Genomic DNA, 17,493 nt, shown 5'->3' on the forward strand with positions numbered 1-17,493 from the left:
GGGTGGGCACCTTAGGATTTTGGCGCGCAATGAAAAAAACACACTGCGATCTGTGTTGCAACTGTTGCATCAGTTGAAGCTGCCAAAGCAGCTGTGGGACAACCGCACAGTTGCGTATGCCAGGAGGTCGACCAATGAATTTGCGTTCGTGCGTAAATGGAATCTGCTGCTCGATTGGTAGTGTCGCCATAGCCTTGGTTCTCTCATCGCCTGGATGGGCCGAGACCCCCGAGGCAAATGAGAACGCTGATATCGAGCTGTTATTCGTTCAGACATCGCCCCGCATCGAGGCGGATACTGAGGCCAAGAAGATCCGTCTTGTCGATGTAAACCAGCAGTCGCTCTACTTCTCCGACCGGCCGGTTCGCGTCGCGGGTCACATACCCATGGCTGCGTACATGAAGGAATGGACGGAGGCCCCCGACGATTTCAACGATGACCCGCCGAACGCAACCCTGTCCGTTTACGAACCGGGCAAAAAGGAAAACAGCGTTGTTGTCATCGAATTACTGAATCCCGTCGTTGATGGAAAGGACCTAGTCTACGACTACAATCTGATCGAGGGCGAGATGCCCAAAGGCGGCGAACATGCGGCGCTGTTCATAGATCGAATTGGGCCTGGCGGCGGCGTCGGTCTCGGATTCCACGGGGTCGGCGTCGGTTTGCGGGGTCCAGGCGTTGCCGGTTGGCCTGGGGTTGCCGTTCGAGCCGCCGCAAGCGAATAAGCTCCAAGCACGCCCTGTGATTCGCGTGCTGCGTGCCCCCCATCGACATCGACTCATCGTGCGGAACGCGTGGCTTTGCATGGAGTTCGACGATGCCTCAACGCCAAGGCAACAGTACCTGAAGCAAGCGACTATGAGTCAAAGACGGAATTGGACGACATTCGCCGCCGCGGCAATCGCGACAGTGTTGACCGTCACGGCACCCGCTTTGGCAGCGGGTGAACCGGACGAGACCGAACAGTTCGAGGCAATCGTTAAAGAAGCCTATGTCTATGCCTTCCCGCTGCTCGTAGCCTACCAAGTGCTGTATGACTACAACGTGGACCGGAAGTCGGGCGCCTATATCGCGCCTTTCAATACGCTCCACAATGAGGCGCGCGTCTACACGCCTAAAGACACCGCGGTCAAGACACCCAACAGCGATACGCCTTATTCGTTCGCTCAACTGGATCTGCGCGTCGAGCCGATGGTGATCTGCCTGCCGGCCGTTGACCCCAAGCGGTACCTCGACGTTCAGCTCACCGACATGTACACGTTCAACTATGGCTATATGGGCAGTCGCACGACGGGCAACAAAGCAGGCTGCTACCTGGTTGCCGGGCCAAAATGGTCGGGGAAGACGCCGGGCGGCATCAAGAAGGTCTTCCGCAGCGAAACTGACTTCAGCCTTGCGATCTTTCGGACGCAACTCTTTGATCCTTCGGACATGCCCAATGTCGAAAGGGTGCAGGCTGGCTATTCCGTCAGGCCACTCTCGGCGTATCTGGGTCAGTCGGCGCCATCGCCGGCGCCTACGATCAGCTGGCCCGTGCCCAGCAAGACGATGTTCGGGCCAGACTTTCCCGAGTATCTGAATTTCTTGCTCCAGTTCATGCCGGGCAGCGCGGTACCGGATTCTGAAAAGGCTTTGCGCGGCCGTTTTGAAACGATCGGCATCGGGCTCAGACAGCCGTTCGATTCCGCAAATTTTTCTCAGGAGGAGCAACAGGCCCTTGCCGCTGGGATCAAGGCGGCGACAGCAAAGATTGCAGAAACCGCCGAGACTGTCGGCGCCAAGGTCAATGGTTGGCAGATTGGCGCCGCGGCAGGCGATCGGGCATTCTTCGATGGAAACTGGGCCTTGCGCGCAGCCGGCGCGAAGCTTGGCATTTACGGCAATAGCGAGACCGAGGCCGTCTATCCCTTCACCCGAACGGACATAAACGGTGTACCGCTGGATGGCAGCATGCACAACTATACGCTGACGTTCCCTGCGGGCAAGTTGCCGCCGGTCAATGCTTTCTGGTCGGTGACCATGTACGACGGGCGCACACAGCTGTTGATCGACAATCCGATCAACCGCTATCTCATCAACTCGCCGATGCTATCGGACCTCAAGCGTAATCCGGATGGCTCACTCACGCTCTACATCCAGCACGACAGGCCGGGCAAGGGGCGTGAATCGAACTGGTTGCCGGCACCTGATGGGCCGATGTTCGTGGTGATGCGACTCTACTGGCCGGAGGCAACGGTCCCTCGGTCTTCCCACTCGGGCACGGGACCTGGGCGCCGCCGGGGCTCGTGCCTGTCACCATGCCCGCGCGCTCGACGTGAGGCGCTTAGGCGACAAGTCGCTCGAGACGGTCATCCGTACCGATCAGCGCTATGGCGGCCATCCGTTCTTCCAGGGGCCGCGCGGTTGGCCGTACTGGAACTTCCTGGAATATCCCAAGCCGATCCAGGATCCCAACCTGTGGCCGGACATGCAGTCTACTTATTTCCTCACGCGTTTCGCCTTGCCCTCGGGCGCGACGCTCACCCTGCGGGGCCCCTATCCCCGCGCGCGCTACTTCAAGCTCGCGCTTTACAAGGCCGAGCACGGCACCTTCGTCTCGATCGGCGAGGATCTGGCGGGCTGGGACATCGCACCCGATCCCGGCTCGACGAACCCGTTCGTGCCTGGCAATTATCGCTTGGGTGAGCCGCGCGACTATACCGTGAGCATCCTCGCCGAAGACCCGCCCGACGACCCGAAGTTCCGTGAGGCGAACACCATGTATGGCGGCCGGAGCGGCGGCGATCTGCAGATGGTGCTGCGCATCTATCTTTCGGATCAGGGCAGCGACGGCGCCGGCTGGGGGCCGTGGGCCTCGGCAGTGCATAAGTACGGGCTGCCCGAGATCGAGCTAACCTATGCGGACGGGACCCGGCTGAGCGGAGCCGAGGCCGCAGCGGCCATCGGCAAGCCCTACGACGCCAGCCTCACGCAGCCCTTCACCGCGGCGCAGTGGGAGGCGCTCGTCCTCTCGAAGGACAACGACCCCACACACAGCCCCGCGACAGCGCCGGCGCGCAAGGACCCGAATTGGGTCAAGTACTGGAACATCCGCTACTCGATCCTCGGCTCGTTCATGACGCCCGAGGAACAGGCGAAGCTCCCATACAAGGGGCCGATCGACGGGGGCGGCGATCCCGACACCCAGTATCTTTTCGTCCAGTTGTCACGGCTGTTCGGCCCGGTCTTCGTGACCCGCGGCAAAATGCCGAGCTTCCCTGACACCTATTCCGGAGCCGCTGAGACCGGGCTTGAGATCATGCCGGAGGCGCAGACCCAGTACTTCTCGATCGTGAGCTGCGAGGCGGCACCCTCGGGGCAGATCGTGGACGGGCTTTCGGACATGCAGATCCCCGTCGACGAGGAGGGGAACTATACAATCGTCTACAGCCGCAAAGAGGACCGGCCTTCGAATGCGACAACGGAGAACGGCGTCGCCTGGATCGAATGGAGCCCACGCGGCGAGGGCCTCGATACGCCCCAGAACCGCACTGAATTCGGAATGCTGATGATGCGGATTATGGCGCCGAGTTCAGACTGGGCCGAGAGTCCGGCCAAAATCATGAAGCCAGGCGAAGGGGCGGCGGTGATGGGCGCCTACTACCCCAGAGGTCAATACATGACCAAGGAAGACTTCGAAGCACTAGGCGAGACACCTTTTCGACAGTCGGATACGCGGACGGGCGACCGCTCCGCCGCCCCCCCAGAGGACAAGTGATGGATACAATTGCACGCACATTGGCGGCGGGTGCCGTTCTTTCCGTGTTGAGCGCCGTCCCGGCTAACGCGGAGGACGCCGGCACCGTAGCGAAGGAGGTCGTCGCCGACCTAAAGGCCAAGCTCCTCGATCGGCCGATGAACAATCTACAGGCTGCCAATGGCCCGATTCCCGGTGACCTCACGCTCTATGCCTTAGAGCTCGAATGTCAGAATGGGATTCCCACACCCGGTTACTACTCTTCGCTCAACGGGGCCGAAATATCGGACGCGCAACGCTCAGGCATTTTTCCGTGTGCGAGCTTCACCGGCTCGTGGGACGAGCCGAATGCGGTCTTTGCGTTCCGGAGTGTCGATGACTATCCGGGCATCTCCTATATGAATAACCGCAAACCCGGAGAGCTTTACATCGTCGGCGGTGAATTCCCCACGCCCGACGATAGGCGAATGGTGGGTCCCTATATCGCCAAAGCGGACGCCACCACGGGCAAGCAGATTTGGCGAACGTATCTCGACAATCCCAACGTGTCGGGACGCTGGATCGCCAATGCCAACCTCAACATCCTTCCAGACGGTGACATTGCGTTTGCGTGGTCTCATTTCGTGACACGACTCGATGGGGATACCGGCCTGATCGAGAAGGTCACGTCATTGCCCACGGGCGCGGCGCCTGTCGCAGATGTTAACTTCAAGCACCTCACTATCGCGCCTGACGGCACCTTGATCCTGAAGGACCAGACCCGGCCGATCGGTTGCACGCTCCAAGGCACGATGGCGATCATCTCCTGCGTGCGGGAGGGAATGCAATCGCCCAACTCGGTGCTGGTTGCGGTCGATCCCAAGACGCTCGAGATTCTCGACTGGCTGCAGCTGCCCGAGCCCGCGCCCTCGCCGCACATCATCGCGCCCTATGGCGAGAAGATCGCGATCTACATGGGGATGGAGGAGACGCTCGGCCGGTTCTTCTGGGATCCCGCGGCGAAGAAGTTGTCGACCGACGAGAGCTGGCAGATCAAGCCGCTCGCGCCGGGCCAGCAGGCGCTGACCGCGCCGACCGTGGTCGGCGACTGGATCGCCGTCCAGACCAACGGGCTCTTCAGCGACAAGAAGGCGTCGAGCGTGGTCGTGGTGCATCGCGACGACGCCAGCCGCACCGACACTATCTTCCCCTTCGGCGAGCTCAAGGAGCATGAATACAGCTTCGCGCCCCCGAAGAACGGCGCGGACCCCGAGAACAACATGATCTACTCAGCCGACATGGGGATGCGGAAGGTTGCGGGGATCACGGTGGACCCGGCGACCGGCAAGCTCGCGACCCGGTTTGTGGTCGATGACATCTCCAACACCTTCCAGCCGGTGATCGGGCCCGCGGACAAGCGGGTGCTGCTCCTGACCAGCATCAAGCTGCCGTTGGAGATCGAGCCGATCTTGCTCGCGGTCAAAAAATCGAACTATACGGAAAGTCTCACCTGGCGCGACGCCGCGACGGGCAAGATCCTCGCCGAGAGCGACCATTTCGAGCCGCTCACCGTCAATTCGCTCACCACGCCGGGCTTCGGCGGTCGGGTCTATTTCCCAACCGCGGTCGGCAAAGGCTTCTACATTCTGCAGGCGATGCCTAGGGAGGCGGAGAAGACGGCAAAAGAGAAGTGACCCGTAAACCAATGCGATTTCTGCTTTGTGTCAAAAGTGGATGTCGCTAGGTGTTGGACGTGGCTCCTCGCCACTGGAACTAGTGCCAGCCCGCCAACTGTCGCTGTCCTAAGTTCGCCTTGTATATTCGCGCGGCGACAGACCGGTCCAGCGCCGGAACGCACGGGTGAAATGCGCCTGTTCGGAATAACCGAGCATGAAGGCGATCTCCATGGCCGACTGTTCTCCGAGGGCGACCCTGCGGATCGCTTCCACGCGCCGTACGTCGTCGACGAGTTCTTCGAAGGCGAAGCCGAAGTCGCGCAGCCGGCGCTGCAAGGTGCGGCGACTCATGCGCAACATGGCGGCCACGTGATCGATGGTTACGCTGCCGTACGGCAGAAGCTCGGTGATGAGCGTTCCGAGTTTTCCGGCGGTCTCCAACGGGTCGTAGTTCCTCGGCACACGATCGTTCGCTTGCAGCGGAATATCCAGTACGGCGCGGTCGACGAGAATTCCGTCGATGTCCGCACCGAACGTGAGGGAGGATCCCATTGTCTCCTCCAGCCGCTCACCCGCCCGTTCGTAGGGTAGTGCGAACTGCGCTCCGACGCGTCCGGGGCACCCGCGCGCAAGGCGATGCTACGCAACACGGCCAGCGACCCGAGGATATGTTGCTGCGGCTCGATGCTCGAACGCCCTTGGTAGGCGAAACTGATGAGCGCCTGTTTTCCCTTCATACCGAAACGGAGATCTGTGCCCTGGTGGAGCAAGCCGATGCCGCGGACGGCGATGTCAAAGGCCTCTCTCAAGGTGCGGGCTCGCGTGATCTGCACGCCCCAGGTGCCGAGGTCGGGAAGTTTGAACCGGCCTCCGACGGCCGCGCCTGGAAAACGCTCGCCAACCGCGGCGAACAGCGTGTTGCCGAGCGTGAAGCACAGCTCCCGCGAAATCCAGCCATCGGCATTCAACATCATCGAGGGTGAGACGCCGGACTTCCGGAAAATCTCCATCGGATCGATGGACCGGCTTCTGAGATAGGGCGCGATGTGGAGGAGCGTACGCGGGTTGTGAGCAAAACCTTCGTGCAGCATTCCCGACGACTCTTTTTGGCACCAGATGGCAAGACTTGTAGCCGAGCCTCTGCTTACCGTCACGCCCGCTCAACCCTGAATGGAGTCCACGTAATGACAATTGGAGTCCGTAGTGTGGGAAATGCCACACTGGCGCTGGCTCCGCTCGTCACTGGCATTTTTGTTGCCAAGGCTGCTGAGGAAAAGAAGACCGATTTCCTGTTCGTGCAGAGCGCGAAAAGCATGAAATACGATCCAGACACGAACAAGCTGACCCTGGAGAATGTCAGCCCCGTGACACTGTTCTTCACCGACCGCCCCGAGCGCACTGCCGGCAACATGAAGACGACGCGCTTCATCCCGTTCTGGAGCGAGGGAGAGGACAGCTTCAAGTCCGATCCGCCGAACGCCGACATCTCCATTATTGATGGCAAGATGACGAAACAGACAGTCGTCGAGCTCAAGGACCCGATCCTCGACAATGACACCCTGACCTACACGGTCAAGGTGATCGAAGGCGAGATGCCGGCTGAAGGCGCCGAGATCGCGGTCTTCATCGACATCATCGGCCGTCCTTTGACGCCACTGTCCTATGCGGGCGTCGCGCGGCGTTCGTTCCGGCGCGCCGCTCTTTACTAGTTATTTTTGGTCCCGGTTGGGGCTACACTTTCAAGGTTGTATTCAGACTCTAGCGAGGAAACACATGACGAAAGCCATTCTTACAATTGCCGCCATACTGGCCGGCGCTCTTTCGGTCCCCGCCTTCGCTGCAGAGCCTACGCCGGCGGAGGAGAAATACTGCGACGTCGACTACCGGAAGTATTGCAACGAAGACGGCATCGGCTCCGAACTGTTGACGCTGTGCATGCGCCAGCACGGTCATGAGCTGTCTCCTGACTGCATCAAGGCGCTCGAGCAAGCAGGCGAGTTGACGCCTTCTGAGGAAGCGGACGCCAAGGCACACGGCCTCTAGCCGCAAAGCCGTAGCATTGAAAGCACATTCTTGAGGGCAAGCTCAGATGACAAAGTTACTTGCAGGGCTTTGCACCGGTTTTCTGCTGGTCGGGTTAGGATTGGCTCCGACACCGGTTCACGCTCAGGACGAGGCCGCCGGTGACAGCGCCACGGCCGCAGACTCAGCGGAAGAGGCTCCCAAGGAGGAGACCTTCATGGACAAGTTGAAAGAGACCTTCAAGGAAACCACAACGCCAACCGATGAGGAAACGGACGCGATTGGAACGTCGGAAGACGCCGACCGCGACCTCTATTAGTCACACTCGGCGGTTACATTTGGCGCGGAGGCGGCTGCCCCCGCGCCGTTTTACGTTCTAGGCTCACATGGGCGAGACCCACAAAAGGTCCAAGGAGAAACGTCATGTGCCCCGTTCGTCCCATGCTTGTGGCGAGCATCGCCGCAACCATCACCGCAATCAGCCCCGTCGCCGCGCAGGTTTCCCAAGAGACTTTGGACTCGCTTTCGACCCCGGACAAACTCGATACCCGGGTCGGTACGTTCGAGTTCAGCGATGGCGTTCCGTCCGAAGCCACAGCAAAGAGCATTTACGACACCATCGACTTCACCCGAGCGCTGAACGTCTACAACAACAGCTTTCGCGGTGCCTCGGCGCTTGGTCTGAAAAAGGGCTTCGAGAGCGTCGGCGCCGGCAGCGGCGACATCATCATCTTCGAGAGCCTGATGGACGCCAACTCGCTCTTCCTGACCGCCAACGCCGACACTGTCTATTATCTCGGCTGGATCGACCTTTCGGACGGGCCAATGGTGATCGACCAGCCCACTGATGGGCTCGGCGCGATCAACGACATGTGGTTCCAGTGGGTCACCGACGTCGGCAAGCCGGGACCCGACCGCGTCTTGGCGGCAAATACCTGATCGTCGGCCCGGACTATGACGGCCCGCTCCCCGAGGGTGGCTATTTCGTCGCTCACGCGCGGACCAACACGGTGCTCTACGCCATGCGGGCCTCATCGAAAACGGCAACGACCCTAAGCCCGCGGTCGACAACATCAAACAGAACCTCAAGATCTACCTTACAAGCCGGGTAGCTTCGGCACGCCGATCGCCGAGGCGCTCAAGGGCACGGTCCGGCTCGCCGGCGAGCCCAAGATACCGGACATGAAGTTCATCGACGTAAGCGGTAAGTCGTTCAATACCATTCCGCCGAGCGACTACGGCTTCTTCGAGATGATCAACGAGAACATCCAGAACGAGCCGGCGACCAGCTATGACGTCGAGCTCGCCGGGCAACTTGCCGCCATCGGCATCGTGCACGGGAAAAAGTTCGAGCCCGACGAGCGGATGAAGAAGATCCTCTCCGACGCGGCGCGGGCAGGCCAGGCCTTCGGCCGCGCGCTTCAATGGCAGTACGCGGCGAAACACCCCGAGTGGGCTTATTACGAGGGCTCGCAGTGGGGCGTGATGCTATGGCAGGGCGGCGCGCTGTTCGAAACGCCGCCACCGCTGTTCGAGGACGGCAGGTTCAAGCCGCTGCCTCCGACCGGCGCTCGTACGCTCGATAGCCGCACGGCCTTTTACTACGCGTACACGCTTGACAGCCCGGCCATGATCATGCGGCTTCCGGGCGTAGGCTCGCAGTACCTGATTGGCTTCCGCGATGCGAACGGCAAAGTCTTCGATGGCGCAAAGACATACAAGGTCGCCCTGCCCAAGGATATCCCGGCTAAGGCCTTTTGGTCGCTTACGCTCTACGACAGCCAGACCCGCTCGATGCTGCAAACGCCGCAGAAGTTCCCCCGAGCCGGCAGCCAGAGCTATCCCACCCCGGCGGCCGAGGCGGCGGAGAACGGCTCCACGACGGTCTATTTCGGCCCGGAACAGCCCGAGGGCGTAGCGCGCGGCAACTGGATACAGACCGACCCAAAAAGCGGCTGGTTCACGATCCTTCGCCTCTACAGCCCGCTCCCGTCCTTCTTCGACAAGAGCTGGCGGCCGAGCGAGATCGAGATGGTCAATGAGTGACGGCCAAAAACACGATCCCATGATTGCAAGCTGTCCGGACGGCCGGAGCGCGGGGACCTGCCTCGCGCTCTTGGCCTCGGCAATGCAGTTTGCAGCACTCGCGTTGCCGGGCGGCGCTGCTTGCGCGAAGGACGACAATGCGGCCTTAGCACAGCAACTGGCCAATCCGATCGCCGATCTCACAGTCGTGCCGTTTCAGTACGACCTTCTATTGAATGGCGGGCCCGACGGTGACGCGACTGGTTCCGTGCTGACGATTCAACCGATTATTCCGATTCACCTCAACAAAGACTGGAATCTCATCACACGTACGATCCTGCCGGTGGCGTATGCAAGCGGCATTCCGACAGGCGACTTTGGCGGACTGGGCGATACGCAGTTCAGCGCCTTTCTGTCTCCGCAGAAATCGGGCGCCGACGGTTTGGTCTGGGGAATCGGCTCGATCGTGAACTTGCCAACGGCCACGAACTCAGACCTAGGCACCAGCGAGTGGGGCGCCGGCCCCACAGCCGTTGCGCTCGTTCAGAAAGGGCCCTGGACTGTCGGTGCGCTGGCCAATCACCTCTGGACGTTCGATGACGCACCCGCTGGCGCCGCGACCCGCAGCCTCACCACGACCGGCGCTGGGTACGTCGATCAGACCTTCACGCAGCCCTGGGTGACCTACGGTTGGGGCTCAGGACAGTCCGTCACACTGACATCGCAGACGTCGTATAACTGGAACTCCGACGAATGGACCGTGCCGCTCAATCTCACCTACCAGTCGGTTGGCAAACTCGGCGATCAGTCGGTCCAATTTCAGGTCGGGGGGGCATACGCCCCTATCGTGCCGGACGACTATCCAAACTGGGGGCTGCAGGCCAGCCTCATCTTCCTCTTTCCCAATTGAGCGCGAAAACGTCGTAGTGCTGGATGTAAGTACCGTATGCGATCCAAAGAAATTGCGAACTCAAGAACGTAAACGGGCGTTAAACGTCTGCTGAATGCCGGGCTTTGATGAGAATGCAAGACCATCTCTGAAAGGAGAACTACCCATGTTTGAGGTTGAAGCCGCGTTGCAAAGAACTCAAATCGCATTGCTGCCCGCATGCGTTGCGGCGGTGATGCTGGCTTCGCCGGCGAAAGCCCTCACGTCCGACGAGGCGAAGGCGATCGCCATGGATGCCTACATCTACGGCTACTCGCTGATCACCACCGAGGTGACGCGCGTGCAGATGAGTAACGTTCCGAAAGTAGAGGGTCTGCACGCCCCGCTGGGCGAATTCATCAATGTGCCGAAATATCCTCCGGCGGACTACCGCGGTGTTTCGGCGCCAAACGCGGATACGCTCTACTCCATTAGCTGGCTCGACCTGGCCGAACCGCAAGTGTTCAGCTATCCCGAGATGGGCGACCGCTACTACATTTTCGAGGTCGTAGATCTTTGGATGACCGACAACGCCAATTCCCCCAGCACCCGCACCGTTGGCGGCAAGGCGGAAAACTACCTGTTCACCGGACCGGGTTGGAAGGGCACGGTGCCAGAGGGGATGAAACACATCCCGATGAATACCCGGTACATGGTGATGCTCGGCCGCATCTACGCCGACGGCACGGAGAAGGACTACAAGATCGTCAACGCAATCCAGGCCAAGCTCAAGGTGACGCCGCTTTCGGCCTGGGGAACGGACTACACGCCCAAGGCCCCGGAAGCGACAAGGACCCGGGCTTCTCGATGACGGAGAAGCCGCAGCAGGTCATCCTCGACATGGGGACCAGGGGCTATTTCGACATGCTAGCCGACCTGATGTGCAAAACCGCTCCCGCGGCGGAACAGGACGCTCCCATTGTCGCCAAGATGGCCGAGATCGGCATCGAGCCGTGCAAGCCCTTTGACCTCGGTGCTCTCGATAAAGACGTTCAGGATGCGCTCGAAGCGTTACCAAAAGAGGCCTTGGACAAGATCGAGGCCAATCGAGACATCACGGGCAAAAAGGTCAACGGTTGGGTCATCACGAAGGGCCTGGGCGAATACGGTACGAACTATTTGAAGCGTGCCGTGGTGGCGGCCTTCGGCTGGCCTGCGAACCGCGAAAAGGATGCGGTCTATCCCTACACCGAGGTCGACAGCAAAGGCGAAACGCTCAGCGGAGCCAATAAGTACACCCTCACCTTCGCCAAGGAGCAGACCCCGCCGGTCAAGGGCTTCTGGTCGATCACCATGTATGAGATCGATAACGGCTGGTGGTTCACACCCAACAAGCTGAACAAATTCACGGTTAGCCCGCGCAACGACCTCGAATACAATGACGACGGTTCGCTCACGCTCTACTTCCAGCAGGAGAGCCCGGGGAAGGACAAGGAAGCCAATTGGCTGCCCGCGCCCAAGGGCGCCTTCATCCCGATGTTGCGGATGTACTGGCCGCAGGAGTCGGACCCATCGATTCTGGACGGAAGCTGGACGCCTCCAGCCGTCGAGAAAGCCGAGTAATTCAACCGTTCACGGAGAACACTGACATGTTAGCTATTGGAAGCGCATTCCGGCGAATGCGAAACGTCGTTCTGCCCGGTGCCATGGCGGTGGTCGTGGCCGCGACACCGGCAAAGGCGATCACACAGGACGAAGCCAATGCCATCGCGACCGACGCCTACGTCTATCTCTACTCTCTCGTGACGATGGACCTGACGCGGCTTCAGTTCACCAATGTGGACAAGGTCGGGACCTTCTCGGCACCGATGAATGCATTCGCCAACGTACCGACCTACCCCACGGCCGACATGACGACCGTGGTGCGGCCGAACTTCGACACCCTGTATTCGGCCGCCTGGCTCGACCTGACCAAGGAGCCGATGGTTGTGTCGATGCCGAGTACGGATGGGCGCTACTACCTGCTGCCAATGCTGGATATGTGGACCGACGTCTTTGCGTCTCCCGGCTGGCGCACCACGGGTACGGAGGCGCAGACCTTCCTCGTCACCCCGCCAGGCTGGACGGGCACGGCTCCGGACGGCATGACCGAGTTGAAAGCGTCGACGCCCTATATCTGGATCATCGGCCGCATCAAGACGGACGGCCCGGACGACTACGCGGCTGTCAACAAGATCCAAGACGCCATCACGCTGCGGCCCCTGTCTCAGAAGGACAACGCCGACTGGAAGCCGGAGCCGACGAAGATCGATCCCGACGTCGAGATGAAGACGCCGCCCAAGGAGCAGGTGGACAACATGTCGGGCGAGAAATTCTTCACCTATGCGGCCGAGCTTCTGAAGCTGCACCCGCCGCACTTCACCGACCAGCCGATTATCGCGCGTATGGCGCAGCTTGGCATCGAGCCCGGCAAGAGCTTCGACTTCGAAAGGGCTGATCCGGTCGTCAAGGCGGCGGTGGAGCAGGCGCCGAAGGCTGGTCAAGAGCTGATGGCGTGGAAGCTGCCGAGGCTGGCCGAAGTCGTGAACTATTGGTCGATGAACACCGACACGATGGGCGTCTACGGCAACTATTATCTCAAGCGTTCCATCATCACCCAGCAGGGGCTCGGGGCCAACGTGCCGGAGGATGCGGTCTACCCGCTGAATATCGGCGACAAGGAGGGTAAGCCCCTCGACGGCACGAACAACTACACGATTCACTTCGAAAAGGACGAGATTCCACCGGTAGACGCCTTCTGGTCTATTACGCTGTACGATCCGAAGGGCTTCCAGGTGGCCAATGCGCTCAACCGCTTCGCCGTCTCGAACTGGATGCCGTTCAAGTACAACGACGACGGCTCGCTCGATCTGTACTTCCAGAACGAGAGCCCCGGGCAGGACAAGGAAACGAATTGGCTGCCGGCGCCCAAGGGCCCGTTCAACCTGACCATGCGCCTCTACGCACCGAGGTCCGCTGCACTGACGGGGAAGTGGTCCCCGCCACCCGTAACGAAGGCGGACTAGCAAAATCAAACGAGGGGTGCCCACTTTGGCGCCCCTCTTACGTCCGCTATGGGTCAAACCCGATCTCAGCGGGCGCAGCAGCAGGGTCTGATCCGTGCCAAAAGCCGACGCCTATATCTTGCTTCTAAGGGCCAGATCGGCAGCGGTAGCGGCTCGGCGCAAACCCCGTACATCGCTGAAATGCCCGCGAGAAACTCGCTATTTCGCTGTAGCCCAGAGAAAGGGCAATCGCGGTGACCGGCTCAGCGGACTCGCGCAGGAGGGCGCGCGCGCGTTCCATTCGCGTCTGCTCAACTAGATCTCGGTAGGTATGGTTTTCTTGGGCAAGTTGACGCTGCAATGTGCGTGGACCGACTCCCAATACTCTCGCCGCACCGTCGAGAGCGACATCCGAGTCCAAGAGCCGCAGCCGGATGACCTCGCGAACGGCTTCGACCTGGTTCCGTGGGGGGCGTTCGTCTACGAGCTGCCGCAAGTCGCTGAGGGTCACCACTTGGCTGACTTGAATCGGGCGAATTGCCGCGCGGCCCAAAAGGCTCGCCTCGAATACCACCGCGTTCGAGGGCATGTTGAAGAAGACCGGCGCTCCAAAGGCGGTCTCGAGGTCGCGCCACCGTCTCGGTCTGGCGTATTCGACCTCTATCCGTGACGGGACCCACGAGGCACCGAGGTAACGCCGCAGTCCGTTGAGCATCGGCTTCAAAATATGATCGGTGTGATGCCGTCGCCCGATTCCGATCGGTTCGATGACGCGATACCCCCACCATACCAAGTCGTCCGACATCTTGATGCTGAATGCGGTGCCGGACTGGTGGTAGGCAATGGCCCGGATCGACCGCGCCAATAGGCTTCGCACGTCGCCGGCAGCCAGCATGTACTTCACGAACGGGCCGAAATCCTCCGGGCGCATAGCGCTTCCCAACGCGATTCCGAACAGGTCGTCTCCCACCTCTCGGGCACCGCGCTCGATCAACGCCATCAGGCTTCGAAGGGGAAGTTTCCGGTTTTGCTCCTCGGCGAGCTCAATCGGCAGGTCTTCCGCGCGGAAGACGCGGGCAACCGCCGTCGCTCCTCTCTCTGCTTCAAGAAGGCGCGGAAGAGGACCGAGTCCCCGGGCGATAGTGAAGGACGCGGTGGTCATCGAAACACGGTGTTGAGGTACCTTTGTCACCAAATATCAAGCGCCAGACAGGATCGAAGGCTATCATTAGTTGTGGGTTGTCGTCGCTGAATTATCGCACTCGCGCCGTATGATCCGCAGAGGCTCAGGCGACATCCTTGGAAGGACGAAGAAGTAATGCGGAAGATCTCTGTGTGGCGTGCGGCGGGCATCGGTGTTGCCCTGGCCATTGCGGGAACGGTCACCCCGGCAACAGCTCAAGACAAGAAACCCAACATCCTGTTCATCATGGGTGACGATATCGGCTGGATGCAGCCAAGCATCTATCACCGCGGGCTCATGGTCGGCGAGACCCCGAATATAGACCGCATCGGCCGAGAAGGCGCGATGTTTACGGACTACTACGCCGAGCAGAGCTGCACGGCGGGCCGCACGGCCTTTTTCACCGGCATGCAGCCGGTACGCGCCGGCATGACCCTACCGGAGATCCCCGGCGCACCGTCCTACCTGCAACCCGGTACGCCGGCGCTGGCCAAGTTTCTGCTCGACCTCGGCTACACGACCGGTGAATTCGGCAAGAACCATCTTGGAGACCACGCAGACTCGCTGCCGACGGCCCACGGCTTCCAGGAATTCTGGGGCTACCTCTATCACCTCGACGCCATGCAAGGGGTAAGCTTCCCCGACATTAACAAGACGCCGACCGAGCAGGCGGTGGCGCCACCATGTAAGAACACGCCTGTCCCAGGTCTCGATCCGGTGCCCGGTGCCATCGATCCGAAAGACGGGATTTGCATGACGCCGCCCCGGCCGGTGCTCCATTGCACATCCTCGGACGGGACTGGGAAGAGCCAGACCTGCAAGGACGAAGGGCCGCTCACCTTGGAGCGCTCGAAGACCGTGTCCGAGGAGATTTCTGCCCAAGTCATCGACTTTCTCGACCGCAACGATCCGGAGAAGACCGGTAAGCCGTTCTTTGTCTGGTACAACCCGGCCCGCATGCACATCACCACCGTGCTGTCGGACAAGTACTACGCCATGGTAGGCGAACCCGGCGGCAAGGATTGGGGCGTCAACGAAGCCGGCATGAAGCAGATGGACGACAATATCGGCTACGTCCTCAAGAAGCTTGAGGACATGGGTGAGCTTGACAACACCATCGTCGTGTTCACCACCGACAACGGTGCCGAGACCATCACCTTCCCCGATGGCGGCAACACGCCGTTCCAAGGCGGCAAGCTGACGACCTGGGAAGGCGGTATGCGTGCTCCGGCCGTGGTGCGCTGGCCGGGCCAGATCAAGCCGGGCACGGTAATGAACGACACCTTCGCCTCGCTCGATTGGCTGCCGACGTTTGTTGAGATTGCCGGAGGCCCCAAAGGCAACGATTTGAAGGCGCAAATCGAAAAGGGCGAATATCCCGGCATCGACAAGACCACGCTCGACGGCGTCAACCAGATCGACTACCTGACCGGCAAGTCGGCCAAGTCGGCCCGCGATCATTTTCTGTACTGGTCCGGCAAGGTCCCGTCGGCGGTGCGGTACAAAAACTGGAAAATGTACTTCGCGATGGTGTCGCAAAGCCCGAGCGGCTTCGTCGCCGGCGCCTTGCCCTACCACTGGACCCAGGTCGTCAACATCAAACGCGATCCGTTCGAGACGTCCATTGGCGCTCACGAGAAGACGCTCATGGGTGTGGGGGGCGCGCTCGCCGGACCGGTGACGGCCTACCAGTATGACTGGAACATGCTGCCCATCGGCCAAGCGCTATGGCTCAAGCATCTTGAGACCTACGTCAAGTTTCCGCCGCTGCAGAACCCGGCCAGCTACAACCTGGATCAGGTCGTGCAGCAGGTGAAGGAAATGAAGACGTCGAGCCACGCGGGCGAGTAGACCCCTTCATGGGCTTTGGGATGGGCGGCCAGGTTCGTTCACCAGAAGGAGACGCATGATGGTTGCGTTCCGGATGAAGCGTTTGGTCCGTGTGGGCGCCGTCGCGCTTCTGCTTACGCCCTTTCTGTCCCTCTCCGCTCTTGCCGAGGCCGACGATCCCCTGCCGTCGTGGAACGAGGGCGCGGCTAAGGCCGCCATTCTCGATCTCGTGTCCAAGACGACGACAGAAGGCGGCAGGGACTACGTGGTGCCTGCCGACCGCACCGCGGTGTTCGATCAGGACGGCACCACCTGGGTGTCGCACCCGCTTTACGGCCAGGCGCTGTTCGCGCTGGACCGGCTTGCCGAGCTGGCGCCCGAGCATCCGGAGTGGAAAGACACCGAGCCGTTCAAGACCGTGCTCGACGGCGACCACGAAGCAATGGCGAAGTTCACAGAGAAGGACTGGTTCGAGATCGTCGCCGTCACCCATGCCGGCATGACCAGCACGGATTTCGCCAAGATCGTCGCCGACTGGCTGCCGAAGTCCAAGAATCCGATCTTCAAGCGGCCGGTGACTGAGCTCGTGTACCAGCCAATGATCGAGGTGATGGACTATCTGCGCGCCAGCGGGTTTCGCACCTATATCGTGACGGGAGGCGGGCAGGATTTCGTGCGCGTGTACTCGAAGCCCGTCTATGGTATCCCGACCGAGCAAGTGATCGGATCAAGCATCGTCACCAAATACGAAATGGTGGACGGCAAGCCGGTTCTGATGCGCGACCCCAAGCTGTTCTTCAACGACGATTTCGACGGCAAGGCCGTCGGCATCAACCTCTTCATCGGCAAGCGACCGCAGATCGCCTTCGGCAATTCGGACGGCGACAAGGAGATGCTGCAATGGACCACCGCCGGCGACGAGCGCGCGGCGCGGTTTCCTGGTCCTGCACGACGATGCCAAGAGGGAAGTCGCCTACGGTCCGGTCGACGGCTTGCCGGACACCAAGGTCGGGACGTTCAACCAGGCACTGATGGATAGTGCTAAGGGAAGCGGCTGGATCGTCATCAGCATGAAGAACGACTGGAAGCGCATCTTCGCCTGGGAAGAGTAGTAGCCAACTTTCAACTTT

At 60.7% G+C, this 17,493-nt stretch carries 13 protein-coding genes and 4 pseudogenes; 14 read left to right on the forward strand and 3 right to left on the reverse strand.

Annotated features, from left to right (window positions below; translation table 11 throughout):
- The first annotated feature begins 134 nt into the window (after positions 1-134).
- The 4 genes and pseudogenes from AUC68_RS04930 to AUC68_RS04940 all read left to right on the forward strand — a co-directional run bounded on the left by AUC68_RS04930 (position 135) and on the right by AUC68_RS04940 (position 5,409).
- Entirely contained in the window at positions 135-725 is a 591-nt protein-coding gene (locus AUC68_RS04930; protein WP_141701096.1) for a hypothetical protein, read from the forward strand.
- A 133-nt stretch (positions 726-858) separates the two neighbouring features.
- Positions 859-2,318: pseudogene (locus tag AUC68_RS15600) on the forward strand (DUF1254 domain-containing protein).
- On the forward strand, positions 2,315-3,757 hold the full coding sequence (locus AUC68_RS16310) for a hypothetical protein (RefSeq protein ID WP_069436631.1): 1,443 nt from the start codon (positions 2,315-2,317) through the stop codon (positions 3,755-3,757). Before AUC68_RS15600 ends, AUC68_RS16310 begins: the two are co-directional and overlap by 4 nt.
- On the forward strand, positions 3,757-5,409 hold the full coding sequence (locus AUC68_RS04940; RefSeq protein WP_141701098.1) for a hypothetical protein: 1,653 nt from the start codon (positions 3,757-3,759) through the stop codon (positions 5,407-5,409). Before AUC68_RS16310 ends, AUC68_RS04940 begins: the two co-directional genes overlap by 1 nt.
- Positions 5,410-5,517: 108 nt before the next feature.
- Here the strand turns inward: AUC68_RS04940 and AUC68_RS15605 are convergent, their stop codons facing one another.
- Together AUC68_RS15605 and AUC68_RS18595 are read right to left on the reverse strand one after the other, a co-directional pair.
- Positions 5,518-5,943 carry a helix-turn-helix transcriptional regulator gene (locus AUC68_RS15605; RefSeq protein ID WP_083240430.1) on the reverse strand — a complete coding sequence of 142 codons (426 nt, stop codon included), beginning with the start codon at positions 5,941-5,943 and terminating at the stop codon, positions 5,518-5,520.
- A gap of 194 nt (positions 5,944-6,137) precedes the next feature.
- Positions 6,138-6,482, reverse strand: a pseudogene (locus AUC68_RS18595) (AraC family transcriptional regulator ligand-binding domain-containing protein); the annotation flags it as partial.
- Between AUC68_RS18595 and AUC68_RS04950 the strand changes: the two are divergent.
- The 8 genes and pseudogenes from AUC68_RS04950 (at position 6,459) to AUC68_RS04980 (ending at position 13,371) form a co-directional block, all read left to right on the forward strand.
- On the forward strand, positions 6,459-7,100 hold the full coding sequence (locus AUC68_RS04950; RefSeq protein ID WP_204376963.1) for a hypothetical protein: 642 nt from the start codon (positions 6,459-6,461) through the stop codon (positions 7,098-7,100). The pseudogene AUC68_RS18595 and the gene AUC68_RS04950 sit on opposite strands and share 24 nt — an antisense overlap.
- Before the next feature lie 64 nt (positions 7,101-7,164).
- Complete coding sequence (locus AUC68_RS04955) at positions 7,165-7,434, forward strand: hypothetical protein (protein ID WP_069436634.1); 270 nt, start codon at positions 7,165-7,167, stop codon at positions 7,432-7,434.
- 46 nt (positions 7,435-7,480) lie between these two features.
- Positions 7,481-7,732 carry a hypothetical protein gene (locus AUC68_RS04960; RefSeq protein ID WP_069436635.1) on the forward strand — a complete coding sequence of 84 codons (252 nt, stop codon included), beginning with the start codon at positions 7,481-7,483 and terminating at the stop codon, positions 7,730-7,732.
- Between the two features lie 122 nt (positions 7,733-7,854).
- Positions 7,855-9,459: pseudogene (locus AUC68_RS18600) on the forward strand (DUF1254 domain-containing protein).
- Between the two features lie 82 nt (positions 9,460-9,541).
- On the forward strand, positions 9,542-10,348 hold the full coding sequence (locus AUC68_RS04970; protein WP_069436639.1) for a hypothetical protein: 807 nt from the start codon (positions 9,542-9,544) through the stop codon (positions 10,346-10,348).
- 145 nt (positions 10,349-10,493) lie between these two features.
- A complete protein-coding gene (locus tag AUC68_RS17550) occupies positions 10,494-11,177 on the forward strand; it encodes a DUF1254 domain-containing protein (protein ID WP_244500397.1) in 684 nt (227 codons plus the stop codon).
- Positions 11,174-11,929 (forward strand): DUF1214 domain-containing protein, encoded by a 756-nt coding sequence (locus tag AUC68_RS17555; protein ID WP_244500398.1) that lies wholly within the window; start codon positions 11,174-11,176, stop codon positions 11,927-11,929. Before AUC68_RS17550 ends, AUC68_RS17555 begins: the two co-directional genes overlap by 4 nt.
- A gap of 56 nt (positions 11,930-11,985) precedes the next feature.
- The gene (locus tag AUC68_RS04980) at positions 11,986-13,371 is read left to right on the forward strand and encodes a DUF1254 domain-containing protein (protein WP_244500399.1); all 1,386 of its coding nucleotides are present in this window, start codon (positions 11,986-11,988) and stop codon (positions 13,369-13,371) included.
- 124 nt (positions 13,372-13,495) lie between these two features.
- Here the strand turns inward: AUC68_RS04980 and AUC68_RS04985 are convergent, their stop codons facing one another.
- Complete coding sequence (locus tag AUC68_RS04985; protein WP_069436637.1) at positions 13,496-14,512, reverse strand: AraC family transcriptional regulator; 1,017 nt, start codon at positions 14,510-14,512, stop codon at positions 13,496-13,498.
- Positions 14,513-14,668: 156 nt separating this feature from the next.
- On the opposite strand from AUC68_RS04985, the gene AUC68_RS04990 reads away from it, so the two are divergent.
- Both AUC68_RS04990 and AUC68_RS04995 read left to right on the forward strand, forming a co-directional pair.
- Positions 14,669-16,384, forward strand: a complete 1,716-nt coding sequence (locus AUC68_RS04990; protein ID WP_193407074.1) for a sulfatase-like hydrolase/transferase — start codon at positions 14,669-14,671, stop codon at positions 16,382-16,384.
- A gap of 55 nt (positions 16,385-16,439) precedes the next feature.
- A pseudogene (locus AUC68_RS04995) lies at positions 16,440-17,475 on the forward strand (HAD family hydrolase).
- Positions 17,476-17,493 lie beyond the last annotated feature (18 nt).

The sequence above is a fragment of the Methyloceanibacter methanicus genome (assembly GCF_001723285.1).
Classification (GTDB): Bacteria; Pseudomonadota; Alphaproteobacteria; order Rhizobiales; family Methyloligellaceae; genus Methyloceanibacter; species Methyloceanibacter methanicus.